The 19,244-nt window shown below is 58.3% G+C and carries 19 protein-coding genes and 1 rRNA gene (1 of these 20 only partly in view); 6 read left to right on the top strand and 14 right to left on the bottom strand.

The window, feature by feature from the left end; translation table 11 throughout:
* Nucleotides 1-73 precede the first annotated feature (73 nt).
* Nucleotides 74-1,255 carry an ISNCY family transposase gene (locus tag ACOERD_RS20760; protein ID WP_419737600.1) on the top strand — a complete coding sequence of 394 codons (1,182 nt, stop codon included), beginning with the start codon at nucleotides 74-76 and terminating at the stop codon, nucleotides 1,253-1,255.
* A 173-nt stretch (nucleotides 1,256-1,428) separates the two neighbouring features.
* Here ACOERD_RS20760 and ACOERD_RS20755 read toward each other — a convergent pair whose 3' ends face one another.
* Nucleotides 1,429-2,757, bottom strand: coding sequence for an amidase (locus ACOERD_RS20755; RefSeq protein WP_419740298.1), 1,329 nt, complete (start codon nucleotides 2,755-2,757; stop codon nucleotides 1,429-1,431).
* 51 nt (nucleotides 2,758-2,808) lie between these two features.
* On the opposite strand from ACOERD_RS20755, the gene ACOERD_RS20750 reads away from it, so the two are divergent.
* On the top strand, nucleotides 2,809-4,071 hold the full coding sequence (locus tag ACOERD_RS20750) for an FAD-dependent monooxygenase (protein ID WP_419740297.1): 1,263 nt from the start codon (nucleotides 2,809-2,811) through the stop codon (nucleotides 4,069-4,071).
* 25 nt (nucleotides 4,072-4,096) lie between these two features.
* On the opposite strand, the gene ACOERD_RS20745 is transcribed toward ACOERD_RS20750, so the two are convergent.
* From ACOERD_RS20745 to clpS, 9 genes are all read right to left on the bottom strand, one after another.
* Nucleotides 4,097-4,282, bottom strand: coding sequence for a Trm112 family protein (locus ACOERD_RS20745; RefSeq protein WP_170460087.1), 186 nt, complete (start codon nucleotides 4,280-4,282; stop codon nucleotides 4,097-4,099).
* Nucleotides 4,279-4,920 (bottom strand): LON peptidase substrate-binding domain-containing protein, encoded by a 642-nt coding sequence (locus ACOERD_RS20740; protein ID WP_419740296.1) that lies wholly within the window; start codon nucleotides 4,918-4,920, stop codon nucleotides 4,279-4,281. Before ACOERD_RS20740 ends, ACOERD_RS20745 begins: the two co-directional genes overlap by 4 nt.
* Before the next feature lie 27 nt (nucleotides 4,921-4,947).
* Nucleotides 4,948-5,865, bottom strand: a complete 918-nt coding sequence (gene trxA / locus ACOERD_RS20735; RefSeq protein ID WP_419740295.1) for a thioredoxin — start codon at nucleotides 5,863-5,865, stop codon at nucleotides 4,948-4,950.
* A gap of 76 nt (nucleotides 5,866-5,941) precedes the next feature.
* Entirely contained in the window at nucleotides 5,942-6,730 is a 789-nt protein-coding gene (locus tag ACOERD_RS20730) for an exodeoxyribonuclease III (RefSeq protein WP_419740294.1), read from the bottom strand.
* Between the two features lie 125 nt (nucleotides 6,731-6,855).
* Nucleotides 6,856-7,245 carry a VOC family protein gene (locus ACOERD_RS20725; RefSeq protein ID WP_419740293.1) on the bottom strand — a complete coding sequence of 130 codons (390 nt, stop codon included), beginning with the start codon at nucleotides 7,243-7,245 and terminating at the stop codon, nucleotides 6,856-6,858.
* Nucleotides 7,246-7,712: 467 nt separating this feature from the next.
* Entirely contained in the window at nucleotides 7,713-8,444 is a 732-nt protein-coding gene (gene istB / locus ACOERD_RS20720) for an IS21-like element helper ATPase IstB (protein ID WP_419737606.1), read from the bottom strand.
* Nucleotides 8,431-9,939, bottom strand: a complete 1,509-nt coding sequence (istA, locus tag ACOERD_RS20715; protein WP_419737605.1) for an IS21 family transposase — start codon at nucleotides 9,937-9,939, stop codon at nucleotides 8,431-8,433. Before istA ends, istB begins: the two co-directional genes overlap by 14 nt.
* A 111-nt stretch (nucleotides 9,940-10,050) precedes the next feature.
* Nucleotides 10,051-10,179 (bottom strand): hypothetical protein, encoded by a 129-nt coding sequence (locus ACOERD_RS20710; RefSeq protein ID WP_419740292.1) that lies wholly within the window; start codon nucleotides 10,177-10,179, stop codon nucleotides 10,051-10,053.
* A gap of 26 nt (nucleotides 10,180-10,205) precedes the next feature.
* Nucleotides 10,206-10,547, bottom strand: a complete 342-nt coding sequence (gene clpS / locus ACOERD_RS20705) for an ATP-dependent Clp protease adapter ClpS (RefSeq protein ID WP_170378718.1) — start codon at nucleotides 10,545-10,547, stop codon at nucleotides 10,206-10,208.
* A gap of 93 nt (nucleotides 10,548-10,640) precedes the next feature.
* Between clpS and ACOERD_RS20700 the strand changes: the two genes are divergently transcribed.
* Both ACOERD_RS20700 and ACOERD_RS20695 read left to right on the top strand, forming a co-directional pair.
* Nucleotides 10,641-11,342, top strand: coding sequence for an HAD family hydrolase (locus tag ACOERD_RS20700; RefSeq protein WP_419740291.1), 702 nt, complete (start codon nucleotides 10,641-10,643; stop codon nucleotides 11,340-11,342).
* A 280-nt stretch (nucleotides 11,343-11,622) separates the two neighbouring features.
* The gene (locus tag ACOERD_RS20695; protein ID WP_419740290.1) at nucleotides 11,623-13,014 is read left to right on the top strand and encodes a D-alanyl-D-alanine carboxypeptidase family protein; all 1,392 of its coding nucleotides are present in this window, start codon (nucleotides 11,623-11,625) and stop codon (nucleotides 13,012-13,014) included.
* 68 nt (nucleotides 13,015-13,082) lie between these two features.
* Here ACOERD_RS20695 and ACOERD_RS20690 read toward each other — a convergent pair whose 3' ends face one another.
* The 4 genes from ACOERD_RS20690 to ACOERD_RS20675 form a co-directional block, all read right to left on the bottom strand.
* Nucleotides 13,083-14,330 carry a hypothetical protein gene (locus ACOERD_RS20690; protein WP_419740289.1) on the bottom strand — a complete coding sequence of 416 codons (1,248 nt, stop codon included), beginning with the start codon at nucleotides 14,328-14,330 and terminating at the stop codon, nucleotides 13,083-13,085.
* A gap of 158 nt (nucleotides 14,331-14,488) precedes the next feature.
* On the bottom strand, nucleotides 14,489-15,250 hold the full coding sequence (locus ACOERD_RS20685) for a LamB/YcsF family protein (RefSeq protein ID WP_419740288.1): 762 nt from the start codon (nucleotides 15,248-15,250) through the stop codon (nucleotides 14,489-14,491).
* A 12-nt stretch (nucleotides 15,251-15,262) separates the two neighbouring features.
* Nucleotides 15,263-16,261 carry a biotin-dependent carboxyltransferase family protein gene (locus ACOERD_RS20680; RefSeq protein ID WP_419740287.1) on the bottom strand — a complete coding sequence of 333 codons (999 nt, stop codon included), beginning with the start codon at nucleotides 16,259-16,261 and terminating at the stop codon, nucleotides 15,263-15,265.
* Nucleotides 16,261-17,007, bottom strand: coding sequence for a 5-oxoprolinase subunit B family protein (locus ACOERD_RS20675; RefSeq protein WP_419740286.1), 747 nt, complete (start codon nucleotides 17,005-17,007; stop codon nucleotides 16,261-16,263). Before ACOERD_RS20675 ends, ACOERD_RS20680 begins: the two co-directional genes overlap by 1 nt.
* A gap of 315 nt (nucleotides 17,008-17,322) precedes the next feature.
* On the opposite strand from ACOERD_RS20675, the gene ACOERD_RS20670 reads away from it, so the two are divergent.
* Together ACOERD_RS20670 and ACOERD_RS20665 are read left to right on the top strand one after the other, a co-directional pair.
* Nucleotides 17,323-18,354 carry an IS110 family transposase gene (locus tag ACOERD_RS20670; protein ID WP_419737763.1) on the top strand — a complete coding sequence of 344 codons (1,032 nt, stop codon included), beginning with the start codon at nucleotides 17,323-17,325 and terminating at the stop codon, nucleotides 18,352-18,354.
* Between the two features lie 775 nt (nucleotides 18,355-19,129).
* Nucleotides 19,130-19,244, top strand: a 16S ribosomal RNA gene (locus ACOERD_RS20665) (it continues 1,347 nt past the right edge of the window).

Genomic DNA, 19,244 nt, shown 5'->3' with positions numbered 1-19,244 from the left:
CTAACACGCGATATGTCCGGTGTATGTAACATGCGATCTGTCCGGTTCTATTCTGTCTCTGAGAGGAGGCGTTATGAACCGAGCAGAAGTGTTACAGGAAGTTCGACTGATGAAGTTTGAAGATGTGTATTCGCGGCGAAGCGCGAACAAGCTGACGCAAGAACAGGCGGCTGAGATACTGGGTGTATCCGTGCGCACCGTCAGGCGTTGGGAGGATCGATTTGAGGCGGATGGTGCAGAAGGTCTGTACGACCGTCGGCTTGGCAAACTGGCCAACAATCGTGTTGCCACGGATAAGGTCATGGAGATGCTTGAACTGTTTGATACCAAGTACTGGGATTACACGCCGAAGCATTTCCACGAGAAGCTGGTGGCCCACCATGGTTTCACACAGAGCTACAACTGGGTGCGGCTTACACTGCAGCGCCACGGCCGGGTTCAGGCAGCACCCCGACGAGGTGCCCATCGGCGCAAGCGGCCCCGCCGTCCGATGGTTGGCATGATGTTGCATCAGGACGGCTCCAGCCATGAATGGGTTCCGGGTCAGTGGTGGGATCTGATCGTCACCATGGACGATGCCACCAACCGGGTTTATTCGGCATTCTTTGTCGAGGAAGAAGGGACGATGAGCAGTTTTCAGGGGCTGACAGAGGTGATCGAGGCGCAAGGTCTGTTTTGCTCGCTCTATGCCGATCGGGGCTCTCATTACTGGCATACGCCCGAAGCGGGCGGCAAAGTGGACAAGGACAATCTGACCCAGGTCGGGCGCGCCTTGCAGCAACTCGGCATTGAGCTGATCCCGGCCTATTCACCGCAGGCCCGTGGACGGTCTGAACGCATGTTTGGCACGTTCCAGAACCGATTGCCGCAGGAACTGCGGTCCCATGGGATCACAACCATTGAAGAGGCCAATCAGTTCCTGAAAGAGGTCTATCTTCCCGAACACAATGCCCTGTTTGCAAGGGAGCCGGAGGATACGACCTCGGCCTTCGTGCCGTTTACAGGCAATGTGCGCGACACCCTGTGTGTGCAGGAAGACCGCGTCGTCGGCAACGACAATACGGTGCGCTACAAGGGCCTGGTCATGCAGATCGCGGCAGACAGGCACCGTCATCATTTCGTCAAGGCGAAGGTCAGGGTCCACGAATACCCCGATGGTCAACTGGTCATCTTCCACGGCCCGAGATGCATTGGCCGCTACCAGCCTGACGGATCACCCATCACACAGGAGGATAGCAAACACAAAGTCGCGTGACCCGCTTCGACGTGGCGCGAACGCGGTGGCCCAAATCTACGGTCGCCTACGGCTCCCTCCGAATTGGGCCACCGCGCAATCAACTGAAGCGGACAATTGGCATGTTACCTACACCGGACAATTCAGAATGTTCTCGACAGACAAAGAGGTTCCGAATCAGGGGATTGTGGCATTCACGCCAATGCAGATTCCGCCGCCGAACCCAACCGCAGCAGCGCTTCTTCCGAGCCGGGATAGCCCAGCATCATCAAGCCACAACCCGCAGTTCCCGTCGGCAGGGTCAGTGCCGCAAGCCCCATCAGATTGCCGATACGCGTGTTGCGCAAGGCCAGCAGGTTCTCGGTCACGTAATAGTCGTGATCGCTGAGGAGTCTTTCCAGATTGGGCGGTAAGATAGGTGCGGTTGGGGCCAGAACCGCATCGAACCCGGCGGTCGCCGCATCCCACGCTGCGCGGCAGGCCTTGAGCTTGGACCACGCGGCCACATAGTCGGGGCCTGAAACATCTTTGCCGGTGCGGAACCGTTCAAGAATTTCGGGATACATCGCCTCGGGGTTGGCTTCGATGACGTCTTTCCACAGCCCGTATGCCTCGGTCGTGTAGAGAACACCCGAAAGCGCCATTGCGTCGTGCAGTTCAGGTACCTCCAGCGGTACAATCTCGGCCCCGGCATCGCGAAGTCGGTCCAGCGCATCGTCGAACGCCTGTCGCGGCGCATCGCGCAGGTCGTCCTTGGCGACGTTTTGCAACTCGGCAAAGCGGCGGCCTTTCAGGCTGGCACCACGCATGTCCGCCGGCGTGCCGCCTTCCAGCAAGGCCAGCATATGCGCGGCGTCTTCGACGGAACGTGCAAGAGGGCCAACCGTGTCGAACCGCAAACAGAGCGGCACGACCCCTTCAAGGCTGAGCCGACCGGCCGTAGTTTTCAGCCCCACCAGGTTGTTCCAGGCTGCAGGGATTCGCACCGACCCACCCGTGTCGGAGCCAATCCCGCAAGCCGCCAGCCCCCAGGCTACCGAGGCCCCGGCCCCCGAGGATGACCCGCCCGGCACGGCATCTTCATCGTCCACACAGGGCGGCGTGTCTGTGATCGGGTTCAGACCAAGCCCTGAAAACGCCAGTTCGCTCATGTGGGTTTTGCCGAGGCACACGGTGCCCATGGCCGTTGCGTTTCTTAGGACCAAAGCATCCGCGTCCGGGATACGTCCTTTCAACAAGGCCGAGCCCGCCTCGGTTCCAATACCAGCCGTGTCGAACAGATCCTTCCAGCTGATCGGCACGCCATCCAGCAAGGATCGACGCAGGCCCAAGGCGGCGCGCTCTTTCGCGGCTTTCGCCTCAGCCCGGGCGCGGTCATGGGTGACGCGCGCATAGATACGGTCGCGGTGGGGATGGGCGTCAATGGCGGCCAGATAGGTCTCGGTCAGTTCAACGGGGTCGATTTGCCCCATACCGATCCCACGGCCCAAATCACAGGCCGTCATGGTTAGCCATTCCTGCATCACACCCCTCCTTGCGTCTGACTTTCTGGGACGGTAGCGACAGGACCGCACATGGACAATCCCGAAAGGGCGCGCATATTGCAGGGCATGACACAGGCATCGAAAATCCTGATCGTGGGCGGAGGCCTGAACGGCGCGGCCCTTGCATTGGCACTGGCGCAAACCGGGCATTCTGTTTGCGTGATTGACACGTTGGGCGAAAAGGTCCGCAAGAACGCGGCATTCGACGGGCGGTCTTATGCGCTGGCGCTGGCGTCCAAGCGGTTGCTTGACGCAATCGGTGTGTGGGAGCGGGTCGAGGAACATGCCCAGCCCATGCTTGAGATCAAGGTAACCGATGGCCATGCGGGTATCGGGCCGTCACCCTTTTTCATGCATTTCGACCATACCGAGATCGAGGAAGGCCCGATGGGCTACATGGTCGAAGATCGCCACCTGCGCCGCGCGTTTCTTGAGGCGATGGTGCAAGACAAAGCGATCACACAGATCAACGGCAGAACGGTCGTTTCGCAACAGGTCGATGCAACCGGCGTGACGTTGACGCTGGATGATGGTGCGAGTGTTGAGGGTCATCTGATCGTAGGCTGCGACGGGCGCAGCAGCGGAACCGCGTCCCGCGCAGGGATCAAGCGTACCGGCTGGGATTACGGCCAAACAGCCCTTGTCTGCGCGATTGAACACGACCTACCGCATCACGGCATTGCCCATCAGTTCTTCATGCCCCCCGGCCCACTTGCGATCCTGCCACTGACCGGCAATCGCAGCTCGATCGTCTGGAGCGAACGCACCGAGGCAGCGCAGCGCATCAACGCCCTACCCGAGGCCGAGTATCTGCAGGTCTTGCGCCCTCGGTTCGGGGACTTTCTAGGCGACATCCGCCTGCAGGGCGACCGCTTCACCTATCCATTGAACCTGACCATAGCCAATTCCTTCATCTCGGATCGCCTTGCCCTTGTGGGGGATGCCGCACACGGGATGCACCCCATTGCAGGCCAGGGCCTGAACGCCGGGCTGCGGGACGTGGGTGCCTTGGCCGAAGTGCTGACCTTGGCCGGACGGCGCGGCGAGGATATCGGGTCGGTTCTGGTGCTGGAGCGCTATCAGGAATGGCGGCGGTTCGACACGGCCTCGCTGGCGATGGCAACCGATATGTTCAACAAGCTGTTTTCGAATGACAACCCGCTGCTGCGCCTTGGGCGGGACATCGGGATGGGCATTGTCGGATCCCTGCCCGGCCTGCGCCGGGGCTTTGTTCGCGAAGCCGCCGGGTTGACCGGCGACCTGCCGAAGCTGTTGCAAGGACGGGCAATCTAGGGCGCACTTGAGCGTTCAGAACCGCTCAGTCCAGCGCGCGGGCCTCATCTACCAGCATCACGGGGATGCCGTTGCGGATCGGAAAGGCCAGACCCGCGGCCTTTGACACCAGTTCCTGCTTATCCGCATCATAGTGAAGCGTCGTATGCGTCTGAGGGCAAATCAGCGCCTCAAGCATGTGGCGGTCAAAAGCGTGTTCAGGCTCGCTCATTGCAGTTTTTCCTCGTTTGATCCGCCCCGCAGCGCGAATTCGATCAATGTCACCAGCGTCTCACGCCTTGTGCGTAGACAAGGGGCCTCTAACAGGGCCTGTTTGTCCTCCGGATCGAAATCCATCAGCATCGACAGGGAATTCACCAAAAGCTCATCATCTGCTTCTTTCAGCGAATCCCAATCGGTCGACAGATCTCGCGAGTCGAAGAAGCGTTCCAGCAGGTTCAGAAAGCGGCTGCGGTCGAACACATCGTCCTTCTCGGCCTTGCCAAGATCGCGGTCAAACCCTTCCCAGGACACTTCGCAACGGCGATAAGGCGTGAAGGCGTCCAGTTCGGACTTGATACAGAACCGGGACACGCCGGTCAGGGTGATCAGATAGCGGCCATCCTCAGTCTCTGAGAATTGCGTGACGCGACCGGCGCAACCGATCCGATGCAGCTTTGTGTCATCGCTTAGCGAGGGGTTCGGCTGAACCATTCCGATCAGCCGCTCCTTTGTTTTCAGGGCATCGTCAAGCATCTGCAGGTAGCGCGGCTCGAAGATGTGCAACGGAAGTCGCGACCGGGGCAGCAGCAGCGCCCCGGGCAGTGGAAAAACGGATATCGTATCCGGCAAGTCGGCGGGATGAATCATAGACCCGAGTCTAGCTCTGATCCGAAATTAGGCAAATATCATCGAGCTGAGTTTGCGCCGCCCGTTCAGAACAATCGGATCGTTGGGCTTGAGCGCATCGAAGATCGTGAACAACTGCGTTTTGGCAGCGCCCTCGTTCCACTCGCGATCGCGGCGGAACAGCTCCAACAGCTGTGTCACGGCCTCTTCTACATCGCCATTGGCGTGCAGGGCCTGCGCCAGATCGAACCGAGCCTGATGATTGTCGGGATCGGCCTCAACGGCTGCGGTCAACTCGGCCACCGGGCCCGCATCCGCCGCCTGCTTGGCCAGTTCCAATTGGGCATGGGCAGCTTCGAGTTCCGGCGCGTTGGAAATCTCGGCGGGCGCACCGTTCAGGATCGCCTCGGCCTGTTCCAGATCATCCGAGGCAATATGCGCACGCACCAGCCCACCATAGGCAGCGGCATGGTTGGGGTCTTCGCCCAGAATCGCGGCAAAGGTCTGCGCCGCATCTACGGCTGCGCCTTCTGCCAGCATTTCCTCGGCCGCCTGCACGGCGTCCTCCAGTTGACCACCGGGGCTTTCGCCACCGGCAGCCTCGATCACGCGGTCGATAAAGGCCTTGATCTCGGACCCCGGCAAAGCGCCTTGAAAGCCGTCCACCGGCTGACCCTTGAAGAATGCATAGACGGTCGGAATCGACTGAATGCGCATCTGAGACGCGATCATTTGCGCCTCATCTACGTTAATTTTGACCATTTTGACCGCGCCTTTTGCCGCGGTCACCGCCTCTTCAAGCGCGGGCCCAAGCGTCTTGCAAGGCCCACACCAAGGTGCCCAGAAATCCACGATCACCGGAATTTCCTGTGACGCCTCGACAACATCCTCCATGAAGGTGGCTTCGCTGCTGTCCTTGATCAGATCGGTGGCTGAGGTGCTTTCCGCGCCGCTCAGAAGGTCCATGGCATTCACTCTCCGGTTCAAACGTGCGCCCTATATGCAGTCCCTTGCTGCAGAAACCAAGAGCCGAGTTGCAGGTCTAAAGGTCGAAACTGGCGAAAACGGGGGCGTGATCGCTTGGTTTTTCCCATCCGCGCGCATCGCGTAGGACACGGCTGGAATGCCCCGCGTTCGAGATATCCGGCGTGGCCCAAACGTGATCCAGTCGCCGGCCCTTGTCAGCAGCGTCCCAATCGCGCGCCCGGGAGGACCACCAACTATAAAGCTGCCCTTCAGGGATGTCCTGCCGGGTGATATCGATCCAACCGCCCGCATCTTGTGTTTCAGCCAATGCCTCAACCTCGATCGGCGTGTGCGAGACGACCTTGAGTAGTTGTTTGTGCGACCACACATCATCCTCGCGCGGGGCGATGTTCAGATCGCCGACCAGAATGGATTTCTCGGGCTTCTCAGTGTGGAACCAGTCGCGCATATCTCTGAGATAGTCGAGCTTTTGCCCGAACTTCTCGTTCACCTCACGATCCGGTACATCCCCGCCTGCTGGGACGTAGAAGTTTTGGATGGTGACGCCATTTTCCAACCGCGCGGCGATGTGGCGGGCGTGGCCGAGACCAGCGAAATCCTTGTCACCGACCTCCTCCATCGGAATGCGCGACAAGATGGCGACACCGTTGTACCCCTTCTGCCCTCGGGCCACCATGTGGGTGTACCCCAGTTCTGCAAATCCTTCGGTCGGAATTTTTTCAACAGGAGACTTGCATTCCTGCAAACACAGCACGTCCGGAGCCTCTTCCTGCAGCAATTTCAGCACGATAGGCTCGCGCAAGCGGACCGAGTTGATGTTCCAGGTGGCAAGGGTAAAGGGCATAGTAGGGGAATCCTCTGTCGAAGCCGGGCTTGGCGTGGCACCGCGTTGGGCGCCACGAGAACAGGCCACAAACGGCTAGGGTTCGTCAATGACCGCTATGCGGGCGATACGAGCTTCTGATACGATCAGTCCGCGTCGCCGAAATAGACGAAACTCATTTTGTTGCCATCAAGATCCCGGACGTAAGCTCCGTAGAAGTCAGGGCCATATTGCGGGCGTGGGCCCGGCTCCCCTTCGTTGGTTCCACCAGCAGAGAGTGCCGCCGCATGGGCTGCCCGCACTTCTTCTTCACTTTCGCACAGCAAACCGACCATATTCCCATTGCCTGGCGTTGCTGCTTCCTTGTTGTACGGCGGAGCGACCCAAATCCGCCCACCACCGCGCAGACCATAGCAAAACCCATGGGGCATGAATTCCATGACCACCGTTCCACCAATCAAGGGCAGGACGGCATCGAAGTAATCCCTCGCCTTTGCTACATCGTTTGAACCGATCATCACGTAATTTAGGGACATAGAATACCTCGCGAAATAGATGGAACATATAGGGAACAAATGCCATTCTGTCGACCATAGCGCAACCCCCGAAATGCAGAGGCCGTGAAAGGACCCATGCCTCAGACACTGATTCAAAAGACGCGTCCAGCCGAGGAAACTAAGTTTTTCAGATCGTCTAGTGAAAAGCGGCCCACAACCCAGGAATGAGCGATTGCGAAGGCGCTCAACGAAAAAAGCCGGGCCATCTGGCCCGGCAGTCCAACAGGGAGGTACATGTCATTACCCGGACTGTCAATCGGCATTGAATAATGACCCCCCATCGGCGTCCAAATTTGACCCCCCCTTGGAGCTAAGAGGGGCGTTGAGGGGGTCGTGTTTAGGTTGATTCAGGAGGGGGTGGACAGCAGGTCAAACCGAAAAGAGAGCGTAGCTCGACTGAAGGTTTGACCTGCTGTCTGTTTTGAATTTATTCCCCGATTTCGAGGTTAGTCGCGGTGGTTAATTCGCCAGCTTTCGTTCCCGGTTTCGATGATATCGCAATGGTGTGTCAGTCGATCCAGGAGAGCAGTGGTCATTTTGGCATCTGTGAACACACTCGGCCATTCAGCAAATGCGAGGTTGGTTGTTAGCAGAATAGACGTTCGCTCGTACAGTTTGCTGATGAGATGGAAGAGTAATCGTCCACCAGACTCTGCGAACGGCAGATAACCGAGTTCGTCTATAATCACGAGGTCGACGCGGATCAGCTGCTCGCTGAGCCGCCCGGCGTTGCCTTCGCGATGTTCAGCCTCCAGCTTGTTCGCGAGATCCACAGCGCTGAAGAACCTGACCCGCCGGCGGTTATTGACCGCGTGGCCCCCGATCGCTGTTGCGAGATGCGTTTTGCCCGATCCGGTTCCACCGACCAGCACGCCATTCCTGGCCTGGTCCATAAAATCGCCGTCATGAAGATTGCGCACGACTTCCTCGTTGACGGGGCTGACCGTGAAGTCGAACTCAGGTAAGGACTTGCAGACCGGGAACTTTGCGGCACCCATCTGATACCGGATCGAGCGCGCAGTCTTTTCGGCCAGTTCGGCCGTGAGGAGTTCGGCCACGACCTGTTGGGGCCGCCAGTTGTTTTTGGCTGCGGCCTGCATCACTTCGTCAAAGCAGTTGACGATGCCTGGCAACTTCAGTTGACGGGCAAGTTCGAGAATTTCCTTACGCAGTTGCATGGGAGCCTCCAAGCCTGTCATAGCGAGCGCAATCCGCGATCGGTGCCATTTTCAGCTGCAGGTGGGCAGGCGGCTCAATCGCCTTTGGCGGCGGGGGATTGGTGCGCCGAGAGACAATGTTCAGGATCGCATCGGCCTTGCGCAGGCCAGATTTTAGAGCTTCTTCGCAGGCAGCCTCGACCACATCAATGTCGTGCTGGTAAGCAGCGAAAAGAATATCGGCAAGTTGCCGGTCTCCGTCGGATGTGCCCCGCAGATGGGTCCAGATCTGCGTCATTGCCGGTGGTAGGTCCCAGTCACGGAACGGTGCTCCATTGCGCAGAGCGCCAGGCTTGCGCTTGAGGACGGGCACATAGTGCCAAGGGTTGAAGATCGTTTTTCCTCGGCCGAAGCACCGTTCGTGCTCTCCGACAATCTCACCGTCTTGGCGCAGGACAATCCGCGTGGCGTAGACCTGCAACTGGACCTGACGTCCAACAGCTCTTGCCTCAACGCTGTATTTGTTTCTTTCGAAGTTGATCAGGCAGGTTCGGCTCACGGCGACCGTCTTTTCACGGAACCCGACGAAGGGCTTCTGCAGATGCGTCAGCAGCGGCTTTTCCTGCTGGAACTCCTCCCAGACCGTCACCTCCAGGTTTTCCGGATGCCGCAGTTCTTTTGCGCGTTTGATCGCGTCTTTTTGCAGCCGGGCATTCAATTCATCGAAGTCGGCCACCTCCAGACGCGGTGTAAAACTATAGGCGCGGCTCTCCTTGACCAGATTCTCAACCTGACCCTTCTCCCAACCGGCCGCGCGCGTACAGGCGATCGGGTTCACCAGATGATGAGAACACATCCGGGAGAATGCCTTGTTGAACTTTCTTTCCTTGCCCGACAGGATCGCATCGACGGCGGTCGTCATGTTATCGTAGATCCCGTTGATGCAGCCTCCACCAAAGAATTTGAAGGCCTCGTCGTGGGCATCAAAGACCATCTCCTGCGTCTCGCGCGGATAGGCAATGGAGAATGGCATGCGGCTATGGCAAAGTTTGAAATGGGCAACCTTCACGGTCGTGAGTGCACCGTCCATCAAAACCGTCTCCACACTCCAGTCGAACTGGTACGCCTCCCCAGGATCAAAGATCAGCGGGATGAACGCCTGCGCCTGTTGTCGGCCGTGCGCAATGCGCCAATTCTTTGTGTAGCGTCGAACACTGTCATACCCGCCGCCAAAACCATCATCGGAGAGTTCCTTCCAGATTTTGGTCATCCGCTTGCGGTGTTTCTTCGGAAGCGCCTCGTTCTCCTCAAGCGTTTCATCCAGACGCGCGCGCCAAGGCCCGAGCACCGGGTATGGCTGCGATTTGCGCTCATATTTGAACTCCGTCACTCCCGATCGGATTATCTTTCGAACCGTTGCACGGCTCAAATTGAGCGAACGGCAAATTTCCTTGATGCTCTTTTTTTCGATCAGGTGTAAGCGACGCACTTTTCTAATAGTTTCCACGCAAATCATCCCGCTTGCCTCTCCATCGACTGCTCAATGAAAAGGATGTCTACAACCATAGGGAGGGGTCAAATTTGGACGCCGATTTCCCCGCTTAGGGGGTCAAAATTGCACGCTTTTCTACAGCTGAATCACCTGTGCCTCGCGCGGCAAGGCTGACAGATCCTCTTCGGGGGTCGGGCCGATCATGACCAGCGGTTGCGACAGGGTCAAACCGCTGTTCAGGGCAAGATCAAGACGAGGGGACATGTTTAATTCCGGGGGGGCGGCCTGCGTTATTCTTCGCGTTCCATCGTGCATTGCAGCGGATGCTGATGCCGACGCGCGAAATCCATCACCTGGCCCACTTTGGTCTCGGCAATCTCGTGGCTGAACACACCCACCACCGCGACGCCCTTTTTATGTACGGTCAGCATGATCTCGAACGCCTGCGCGTGGGTCATGCCGAAGAAGCGCTCCAACACGTGAACCACAAACTCCATCGGGGTGTAGTCATCGTTCAGCAACAGCACTTTATACAGCGGAGGGCGCTTTGTTTTGGGTCGCGTCTGCAGCAGGACGGACGAGTCGCCGTCGTCATCCGATTTGTCAGACATCATCCAGGGGTTTTCCAGCATCGCGCGCAACTGTCCGATTCAGGCATTGGGTTTATCTGAGGGCTTATATAACGTTGACGCCGTCAGAATAAAGAGGCAGCGGACCCTTTCGGAATGGACAATAAACTGACCACGATCGCCTTCGATGCGGATGACACGCTGTGGCATAACGAGCGGTTTTTCCAGCTCACACAGGCCCATTTCGCCCAATTGCTGGCAGACCACGCCGAACGGGACCACCTGATGGAGCGTCTGCTGGCCGCCGAAAAGCGGAATATCCAGCACTACGGCTATGGAATCAAAGGCTTTGTCCTGTCGATGATCGAAACGGCGATTGAGGTGACCGAAGACCGCGTTCCAGCGTCGGTCATCCGCCAGTTGATCGACGCGGGGCAAGAGATGCTGGCCCATCCCATCGAACTCCTGCCCCATGCGCGCGAGGCGGTCGAGGGCGTGGCCGAGACCCACCGCGTCATTCTGATCACCAAGGGTGACCTGATTGATCAGGAGCGTAAGCTGGCCCAATCGGGGTTGGGGGATTTGTTCGACGGGGTCGAGATCGTCTCAGAAAAGACGGCCGAGACCTATCGGACGATCTTTGAACAGCATGGCGATGGCCCCTCGACCGCGATGATGGTGGGCAACTCAATGCGGTCGGATGTGGTTGCGCCGATTGCCGCCGGGTGCTGGGGCGTTCATGTCCCGCATGGGTTGGTGTGGGAGGTCGAGCATGCCGAAACACCCTCTCACCATCCCCGATTCCGAGAGCTGTCGGATCTAGGCGGACTTTCGGATCTGGTGCACGCCCTAGGCTGATGTTGCCGTTCGGCCGCAGTTCCGGAAAAAACCGCGCAACCTTTGCCTTGTTCCCGTCATCATCGCTCATCTGGTGGGTCGGTATAGGGGCTGCGCCTATATATAGAAGGTGTTCGTGCACCTCACGACGCCGGGAAAATCCCAGCTTTTGGTTTATTTTGCCGGGGTCCTGTGTTAGCCTTGGTGATAATCAATAAATTTCATCCGACCGGGAAAACCCGGCGGAACGAGGCAGACAGAGGCAAAGATCGTGCAGAGTCGGTGGACAGTCCCGGCCCGGATGGGCGTATTCCTCACAGCGTTTTTGTTGGTGCTTTCTTTCGCGCCGCTCAAAGCTTTGGCCGCACCTTACGCGGCAATGGTGATTGACGCGCGAACGGGGGAGGTCTTGCACTCGCGCAACGCTGATACCCGCCTGCACCCGGCCTCACTGACCAAGATGATGACCCTCTATATCGCGTTCGAGGCAGTTCGGAACGGAGAGATCACGCTGGATACTCAGGTTCGCATAACGCGGGCGGCAGCGGCCGAGCCTCCGTCGAAGCTGGGCCTGCGTTCGGGCCAGACGATTGCGTTCCGTTATTTGATCCGCGCGGCGGCGGTGAAATCGGCCAATGATGCCGCAACCGCTATCGGGATTGCGATCAGCGGGTCCGAGGCGGCCTTTGCCCGCCGCATGACGCGCACCGCCAAGGCAATGGGGATGAGCCGCACAACCTTCAAAAACGCTCATGGCCTGACGGAATCGGGGCATATGTCTACTGCGCGCGACATGACGACGCTGGGGCGGCATCTGCTGTATGATTACCCGCAGTATTACAACCTGTTCTCGCGCCAATCGACCAATGCTGGGATCAAGACGGTTCCCAACACCAACCGCCGCTTGTTGGCCGCGTACAAAGGCGCGGATGGGATCAAGACAGGCTATACCCGCGCGGCGGGCTTCAACCTTGTGGCCTCGGCTAAGCGCAAGGATGAGCGTATCATCGCAACGGTCTTTGGTGGCAAATCGGGTGCCTCGCGGAACGCCAAAGTGGCTGAGCTGTTGGATCTCGGGTTCCGCCGCGCCCCCTCGCGCGCGCCGATCCGTCGCCCTGCGCGCCCCGCTTACGCGGGCAATGCCGGTTTGGGTGGCACGAAAGTTGCTCGTTTGACCGGCGCACCGAAGATCAGCCTGCGCCCGGCGATGCGTCCGACAGCGTCGACACAGGTGGCCAGTGCTGTTGTTGATGCTGCCGATGAAAACCGCGACCGTATCAAGGACGGGATCGCTGCAGCTATTGCACAGGCGGATATCGCGCCGACCGCACCACCGGTCGAAAGCTCGGATACACGTCCCGCCTTGCGGCCCGACAATCTGGTTCTGGCTTCGACCCAACCGACCGAGCAGCCAGAGCCGGAACAAGAGGTCGTCACGCGGCTGTCCACCTCGGGCGGGCATCTGTGGGGCGTGAATGTTGGCCGCTACACCACGCGCTATGAAGCCGAGAAGGTGCTGCTGAAAACCGCTCTGTCCGAGATGACAGCGCTGGACGGCACGCTGCGCAAGGTCAATCAAAGCTCCAAAGGGTTCGAGGCCACATTCCAGGGCATGACCCGCGAACAGGCCGATCTGGCATGCCGCCGGCTTCAGGCGCGCAATGTCACCTGTTTCATGATCGGGCCGTCATAAGACCCGACATATACTCTCCTGATGGGTCTGGGCTGCGAAGTTTCGCAGCCCTTTTTTATGAAACCAGTTCAGTCGAACACATGGCCGTGCTCATACTGCTCATCCTGCCCGGCGGCGGCAGTCAGCGCGGCGACGTTGTCCTTGGTGAAGAACCCGTCATAATGGTGGCACCGTTCGATATACTCAGTGATCAGAAGCGTATTCTTTGAGTGTTTCGAGAAGATCTGTTTCAGGTTGGGATCGTCTTTGCATTCCCCCACAACATGGGCCAGGAACGGCACGCCCTTGTCCTTGAGCGTATTTACGACGAAATCCACGTTCTTTTCGCCCGCGCCATGGTCACCGTCCTGAATCTCAACCGCCATGTGATGCAGGCGCCGGCCGAAGTTGCGCACGAAATCCTCGGTCGGCATTGGCAGCTTGGCAAATGAGTTTACGAAGGACGGCGTGTTGTTTGCCGTAAACACCTTGGCCGGGGATTTCTTGTCGTCATCCACATTGGCGTTGCGATTCACATTGGTAGACGAGTTCATGTCGAAGATGTTGTACGCCCCCCAGAAATAATAGGGCACCATCGTCAGAAACTCGAGGATCGCATCTTCCCGCTCGCCCGCCAGAACCCGCGTGGCAAGGTGGTCGATCCCTAACATCAGCGGCGCAATTTTCGAATCCGTGCCGAAGGTTGCAGCCTCTTCCAATCGAGCTTTCTCGATATCGCTCAACAAAACGCGGTCGCCGAGGCCCAAACTGTCGGGGTCGTTGAAATCCAGGGTGGAATAGCCAACGCGGTTGCAGGTGAAATCCGACGGCGTGGTAAAGCGAAAGCCATCCAGCGTGTAGAACGGGTTTTCCGTATCGCCTGCATATTCAAACCGGATGTTCTGCTCTTCGAGAGATTTGCCAAGATCTTTCAGATCGCAGGCGGCAAAAACCTCACCCACATACCGCGTTTGCGGGGTTGGGCGGGCCAGCGGGTACATCCGGTTGATGCGCGGGATGAAGTCCTCGAAACTGTCGCTCAAAGGGGCCATCAGGATCAGCGCCGGATAGTCGGGATGCGAATGCAGGACCGCGAACTTGTGTGTCCGCCCCAGATAGCTGGCCGAGTGGCGGTAGGGCGTCATCACATAAAGCTCGACCATCGTATCGAACAGCGCCGTGGATTCGACCTGGATGACAATCGCGCGCATCGGCCCGACCTGATCCGCGACGCCCGAGTTGGTCCTGCGCTCGTAGATCATCGGAAGGTATTCGTGAAAGAAGTCCGAGTTCTTTTTGTCACCTCGGGGTGTGTAAGACATCAGATCGAAAGACATGTACGCCTCCTTGCCGGGCATCTGGCGGCGAGCGCGGGGCCAGCCAATAGCGTTGCTAGAAATACGGTATTCAGAACATGCACTTGCGGGCATGCTATGCGCTCAACTGAATTCAGGCAACAGCCATAGAATAGGGACCCAGGATTACGGGCTGATGTCTATCGGGTGAATTTTGTCACCTCGACCCCGCCTTCGAGCAGGTTTTCCCGGACCGAACGGGCGATCTGCACGGCAGTCGGGCCGTCCCCATGCAGGCAGATCGTGTCGATGGACGTCTCCAGCCGTTTGCCGGATTCGGTGATGATGGCCCCTTCGAGCACCATGTTCAGGATGCGCGGGCCGGCAATCTCAGGGTCGTGGATCACTGCGCCGGGCACGCTGCGATCCACCAAAGTGCCATCGTCATTGTAGGCTCGGTCGGCGAAGATCTCGCCCACCCATTTGCAGCCTAGCTCTCGCACGGCTTCTTCCTGCTTGGTGACCGCCAGTACCATTATGATGATATCCGGATCGACATCCAGCGCACCTTGGTAACAGGCGCGCGCCATTTCAAAGTCGACCGAACACATATTGGCCAAAGCGCCGTGCAGTTTCAGATGTCGCACCTTTGTGCCAGTTGCTGTGGCCATACCCAATGCCGCGCCCAGCTGATAGCGAACCAGATTGCGCAGGCTGTCATGGGGCACTTTCATATTGCGCCGCCCAAACCCCTGAAGGTCGGGAAAGCCGGGATGCGCCCCGATGCCTACATTGTTCTCAGCGGCCAATGTCATGGTCTTGGCCATCACGTCCCAGTCACCTGCATGAAACCCGCAGGCGATATTCACGGATGTAATGATCTTCAGCAGGCTTTCGTCATCGCCCATCTTCCAGGGGCCAAAGCTCTCGCCCATATCGGCGTTCAGATCCACGCGCGGCATCAGATAGTCTCCTTAGTCGGTGGCAGAGATCACTCCGCCGATCAATTGGTAGGACAACAGGTCCGGGATGTCATGAGGGTTGCGGACCAGAGGCTCCACGCGGCCAGGAAGGCGCGCAAGATCCGCGCGAAACGCAGCATCAATCTCTACAGCCTGTTCCAGAGTCACGAATTCAAATCGTACCGTCCCGCCCGCCGGGGTCTGCGCCGCCTTGGGCATGTCGCAGGGCAAGACGGTCGCAATCCGGGGGTAGCCTCCGGTCGTCTGGCATTCGGGCAGCAGAATGAAGGGGTTGCCGGTGCCGGTCATCTGAATGTCGCCGGGCGTTATCACCTCGGACAGGATATTGAGCTGATCTTTGGCCGCAAAGCCCGGTCCATCGCTTTCCAGTTGCATCCCCATACGGTTGGCCCGCGCGCCACGCGTGAACTCTGTCTGCGCAAAGCGATCCAGCGTTTCATCATCGAACAACGCGGTTTGAAAGCTGGCGACGACGCGAAGAGTGCCACCGTTGAACCGGTCCGAAGGGGGCAGCTTCATTCTGCCATCGCCCGCAGTCTTCCCGGCGGGCAACTCATCACCCACCGCAACGGCGCGACCGATCTTAGCGGTCAGATGTGTCGCGCGCGAGCCGAGGAACAGCTCGGCCTCAATGCCGCCCTCCAAATGCAGGTAGCCGTAGTTGCCGTGCAAGGTCGCACCGATTGTCAGAGTCTGCCCTTGCTCAAGAACATGTGACGCGTTCCAGACGATCGGGGAGCCGTCGATGCTCGCCTGCATCGATGCGCCGGTCAGAGCGATCCTTGTGAGTTCCGTCGCTTCGAACGTGCCACCCATGCCTGCCATTTCCAGCGCGGCCAGATCGGGGCTTTGTCCCAGCAGGGCTGCACCCTCATGCAGCGCCAGAATATCGGCTGCTCCGGACCGAGAGAGACCCTGATCCAAATAGCCGATGCGCCCCTGATCTTGAACCGTACAAGACGGTCCAATGCGATGAACCATCAGAGTCATCAGGCGATCTCCTGACAGGTTGCGCCACCAAGGCCGTCGTCATTATTGGCGCGGATTGCCTCAAGCTCATCGCGCGAGACAGAGGTGAACTGAAGCTCATCACCGGGCCGCAAGGTAAATGCTTGATCCTTGTCTGGCTGAAAGCAGCGAAACGCCGTTTGGCCGACATGCCGCCACCCAGTCGGTGTTGGGCCGGAGAACAGTACAAATTGTGAGATCGCCAGAACGAGAGCGCCCTCGGGCACCATGGGCGTCAGCTCCTGCAGGCGCGGTATGTTGAATTCGGGTCCCAGCGGCCCGAGATAGGGTTGCCCCGGCGCAAAGCCGATGGTCAGCACCCGCACTTGTGTCTGACTAAGCCGCCGGACAGCCTCGGCCGGGTCCAGCCCAGCAACATGTGCGGCGTCCTCCAGCTGTGGGGCAAGGTCCGTGCCATATAAGGTTGGCACCCGCCATAGTCTTCGGCCCTGTGGTAGAAGGGCACTATACCAGTCCTGCTGGTTCAGGATCTGCTGCAGTTGGCTTGTGATCTCGAGATGTGAAACCACCTGAGGGTCAAAGCGCACATATGCAGACCCCAGAGAGGCCGATGTCTCTATAAGCCCGTGCAGCGCTAAGCTGTCCACCTGCGCCCGAAACGCCAGGGCCGCGCGGTTTGCGGCCTCATCCATCTTGTCTGCAAATGTCACCAAAGCCCCGTCGAGCCCGACGGTGCGTACTAGTGGGTAGGAAAGACATTCAGTCATTGGTGGGCCGAGATTGGGTTGTGTCTTGTCATTCGGGAACCAGACCGCATCCCAATGAAATGCGCAAGTAGAGGGGGTATGAATGATTTGTGATCGGCCAAACGCCCTGAATCTGTTAGAGGATTCGGGGAGGCGGATAGGTCTCAGGCTGGATGTTTTCGTAGGGCATTGTGACCCTGTAGTGGAGCTTAGCCTTCGCCTGTTTCCGAACAGCCCCCATAGGGCCCGGTTTTGGCCGGTGATCCTGCATAGGAGCTTGGTTTGGCCGTTCACGCCCCATTGGGGGCTCCGCCTCCTTGAGCAGGGAGTATAGCCATGGCTTACATAGGTGTCGATCTTCATACGAATTCCTTCACGATCTGTCGGCGTGAGACGGACGGATCGGAAACATTCCAAACCTTTCAACTGTCCGCGCAGGCGCTTGAGCAGTTCTGTCAGAGCCTTGATGCGGATGACGAACTGGCGGTCGAGGCCACCGGCAACACGGCCTGGTTCTGCGGTGAGGTGGAACCCTGTGTCGGCCGGATCGTTGTGGTCAACCCGCGCCAGTTTAAAGTGATCCGCACATCGGTGAAGAAAACCGATCGCAACGATGCCCGCGCCCTGGCGTTTTTCCTGTCGAAGGACATGCTGCCGGAAACCCGGCTCAAGTCCACTCAGGAAAGCGAACTGGCCTCGCTGACCCGGACGCGTGACATGCTGGTCAAACAGCGCACCATGCTGCTGAACGGCATCCACGCGATGTTTGTCCGCCACGGCATGAAGCTGAAGAAGGAAGGGTTGTCCAGCAAGAAGCGCCTGCGCGACCTGGATCTCAGCCGCTTCACACCGCTTGAGCAGGTCGAACTGGCGGCATTGCGGGACCAGGCGCTCGGCCTGACCGAAACCCTGAGCCGTCTCGACAAGGCCATCGAGGAGGCCGCCTCGGCCATGAAAGGCTTTGAGGGGCTCACCAGCATCAAGGGGATCGGTGCGCGATCTGCCGCGGTCCTGCTGGCGGGGATCGGCAGGGTTGAAGACTTCTCCGACGCGGACAAGCTGGCCGCCTATGTCGGCATCGTGCCCAAGGTGAGCAACTCAAACGAAACCGAACATCACGGGCGGATCACGAAGCGCGGCAACAAGCTCATGCGCACCACGCTGGTGCAATGTACGCTCATCGCGATCCGCTATTCGGGATATCTCAACAGCCATTATCGGCGCATCAAGGAACGCCGTGGCGCGGGCAAGGCGATCATAGCCACTGCCCGCAAGCTGCTCAAGATCATCTATGACACGCTCAAGAACGGCTGGGTCTTCGACGATTTTGTCGAATTTAAAATCAAACAAAATCAATGTCATGCTTGACAATCATCATAGGAGGAAAGAGTGATCTACACCGACGCGCAAAACGGAGTTTTTGAAGCCTATCACCGGATTCGACTCGCGGGGGCGAGTCGGGCTTTATTGTATCCGTGGGTTAACTTGGCCCAAGATGTTGTGGTTTGCCATTGTGGGGTTCTGGTCGGGCTATGGTGTTCCTTGGATGACGCACCTGAATCTGGTTGTTTTGGCGCTTGAAGCCATTATATAACTCATTGATTTTATGCTTATAAATAAGAAATAGCAAAAAAATACGCCGATATGTAATTTTCCACTTGCGGCTTTCTGGGGTAAACCTTAGAACCCCCTTCACCGGCGCTGCTGAGGCGCTGGGGCGCTGCTGAGGCGGCGGGGACGCTCAGGATAGACTGGGGGCATCTGAGGTTGAGTTTTAGGCGGGCGCGCTGAGGGATTGGCGCAACGGTCTGGTTTTTGGCTCTGGGTGTTTGTTCTTTGACATTGATGGATAACTGAAGAGATATGTGGGCGGTTTGGTTCGTTTCGACGGATTGAATGTCTGTATATCGCGCTGGTAGGTTTCTCGAGTGATCGGGGCCGATGATCCAGTGTCAGCTTCACTGTTTGTTCGGTACTTTGGTTTCTATGAAGCTGAAGCACAGACAAACAGATGACTTTTGGTTGCACCCTGCCTAGCCGGGTAGGGGTATTGCCTAATCGCGCTCAAGTAGCCGAATAGGCGGTAGCGCAATCAAAGATGTGCAGAGGTTCGAACGTCAAGGATAAGCAGGCAACTGCTTTTCAACTTGAGAGTTTGATTCTGGCTCAGAACGAACGCTGGCGGCAGGCCTAACACATGCAAGTCGAGCGCGCCCTTCGGGGTGAGCGGCGGACGGGTTAGTAACGCGTGGGAATAT

The sequence above is a fragment of the Ruegeria sp. genome, from assembly GCF_965199275.1.
GTDB lineage: Bacteria > Pseudomonadota > Alphaproteobacteria > Rhodobacterales > Rhodobacteraceae > Ruegeria.
Note: the sequence above shows the minus strand (reverse complement) of the source record. Positions and strands in the feature narration are given on the sequence as shown.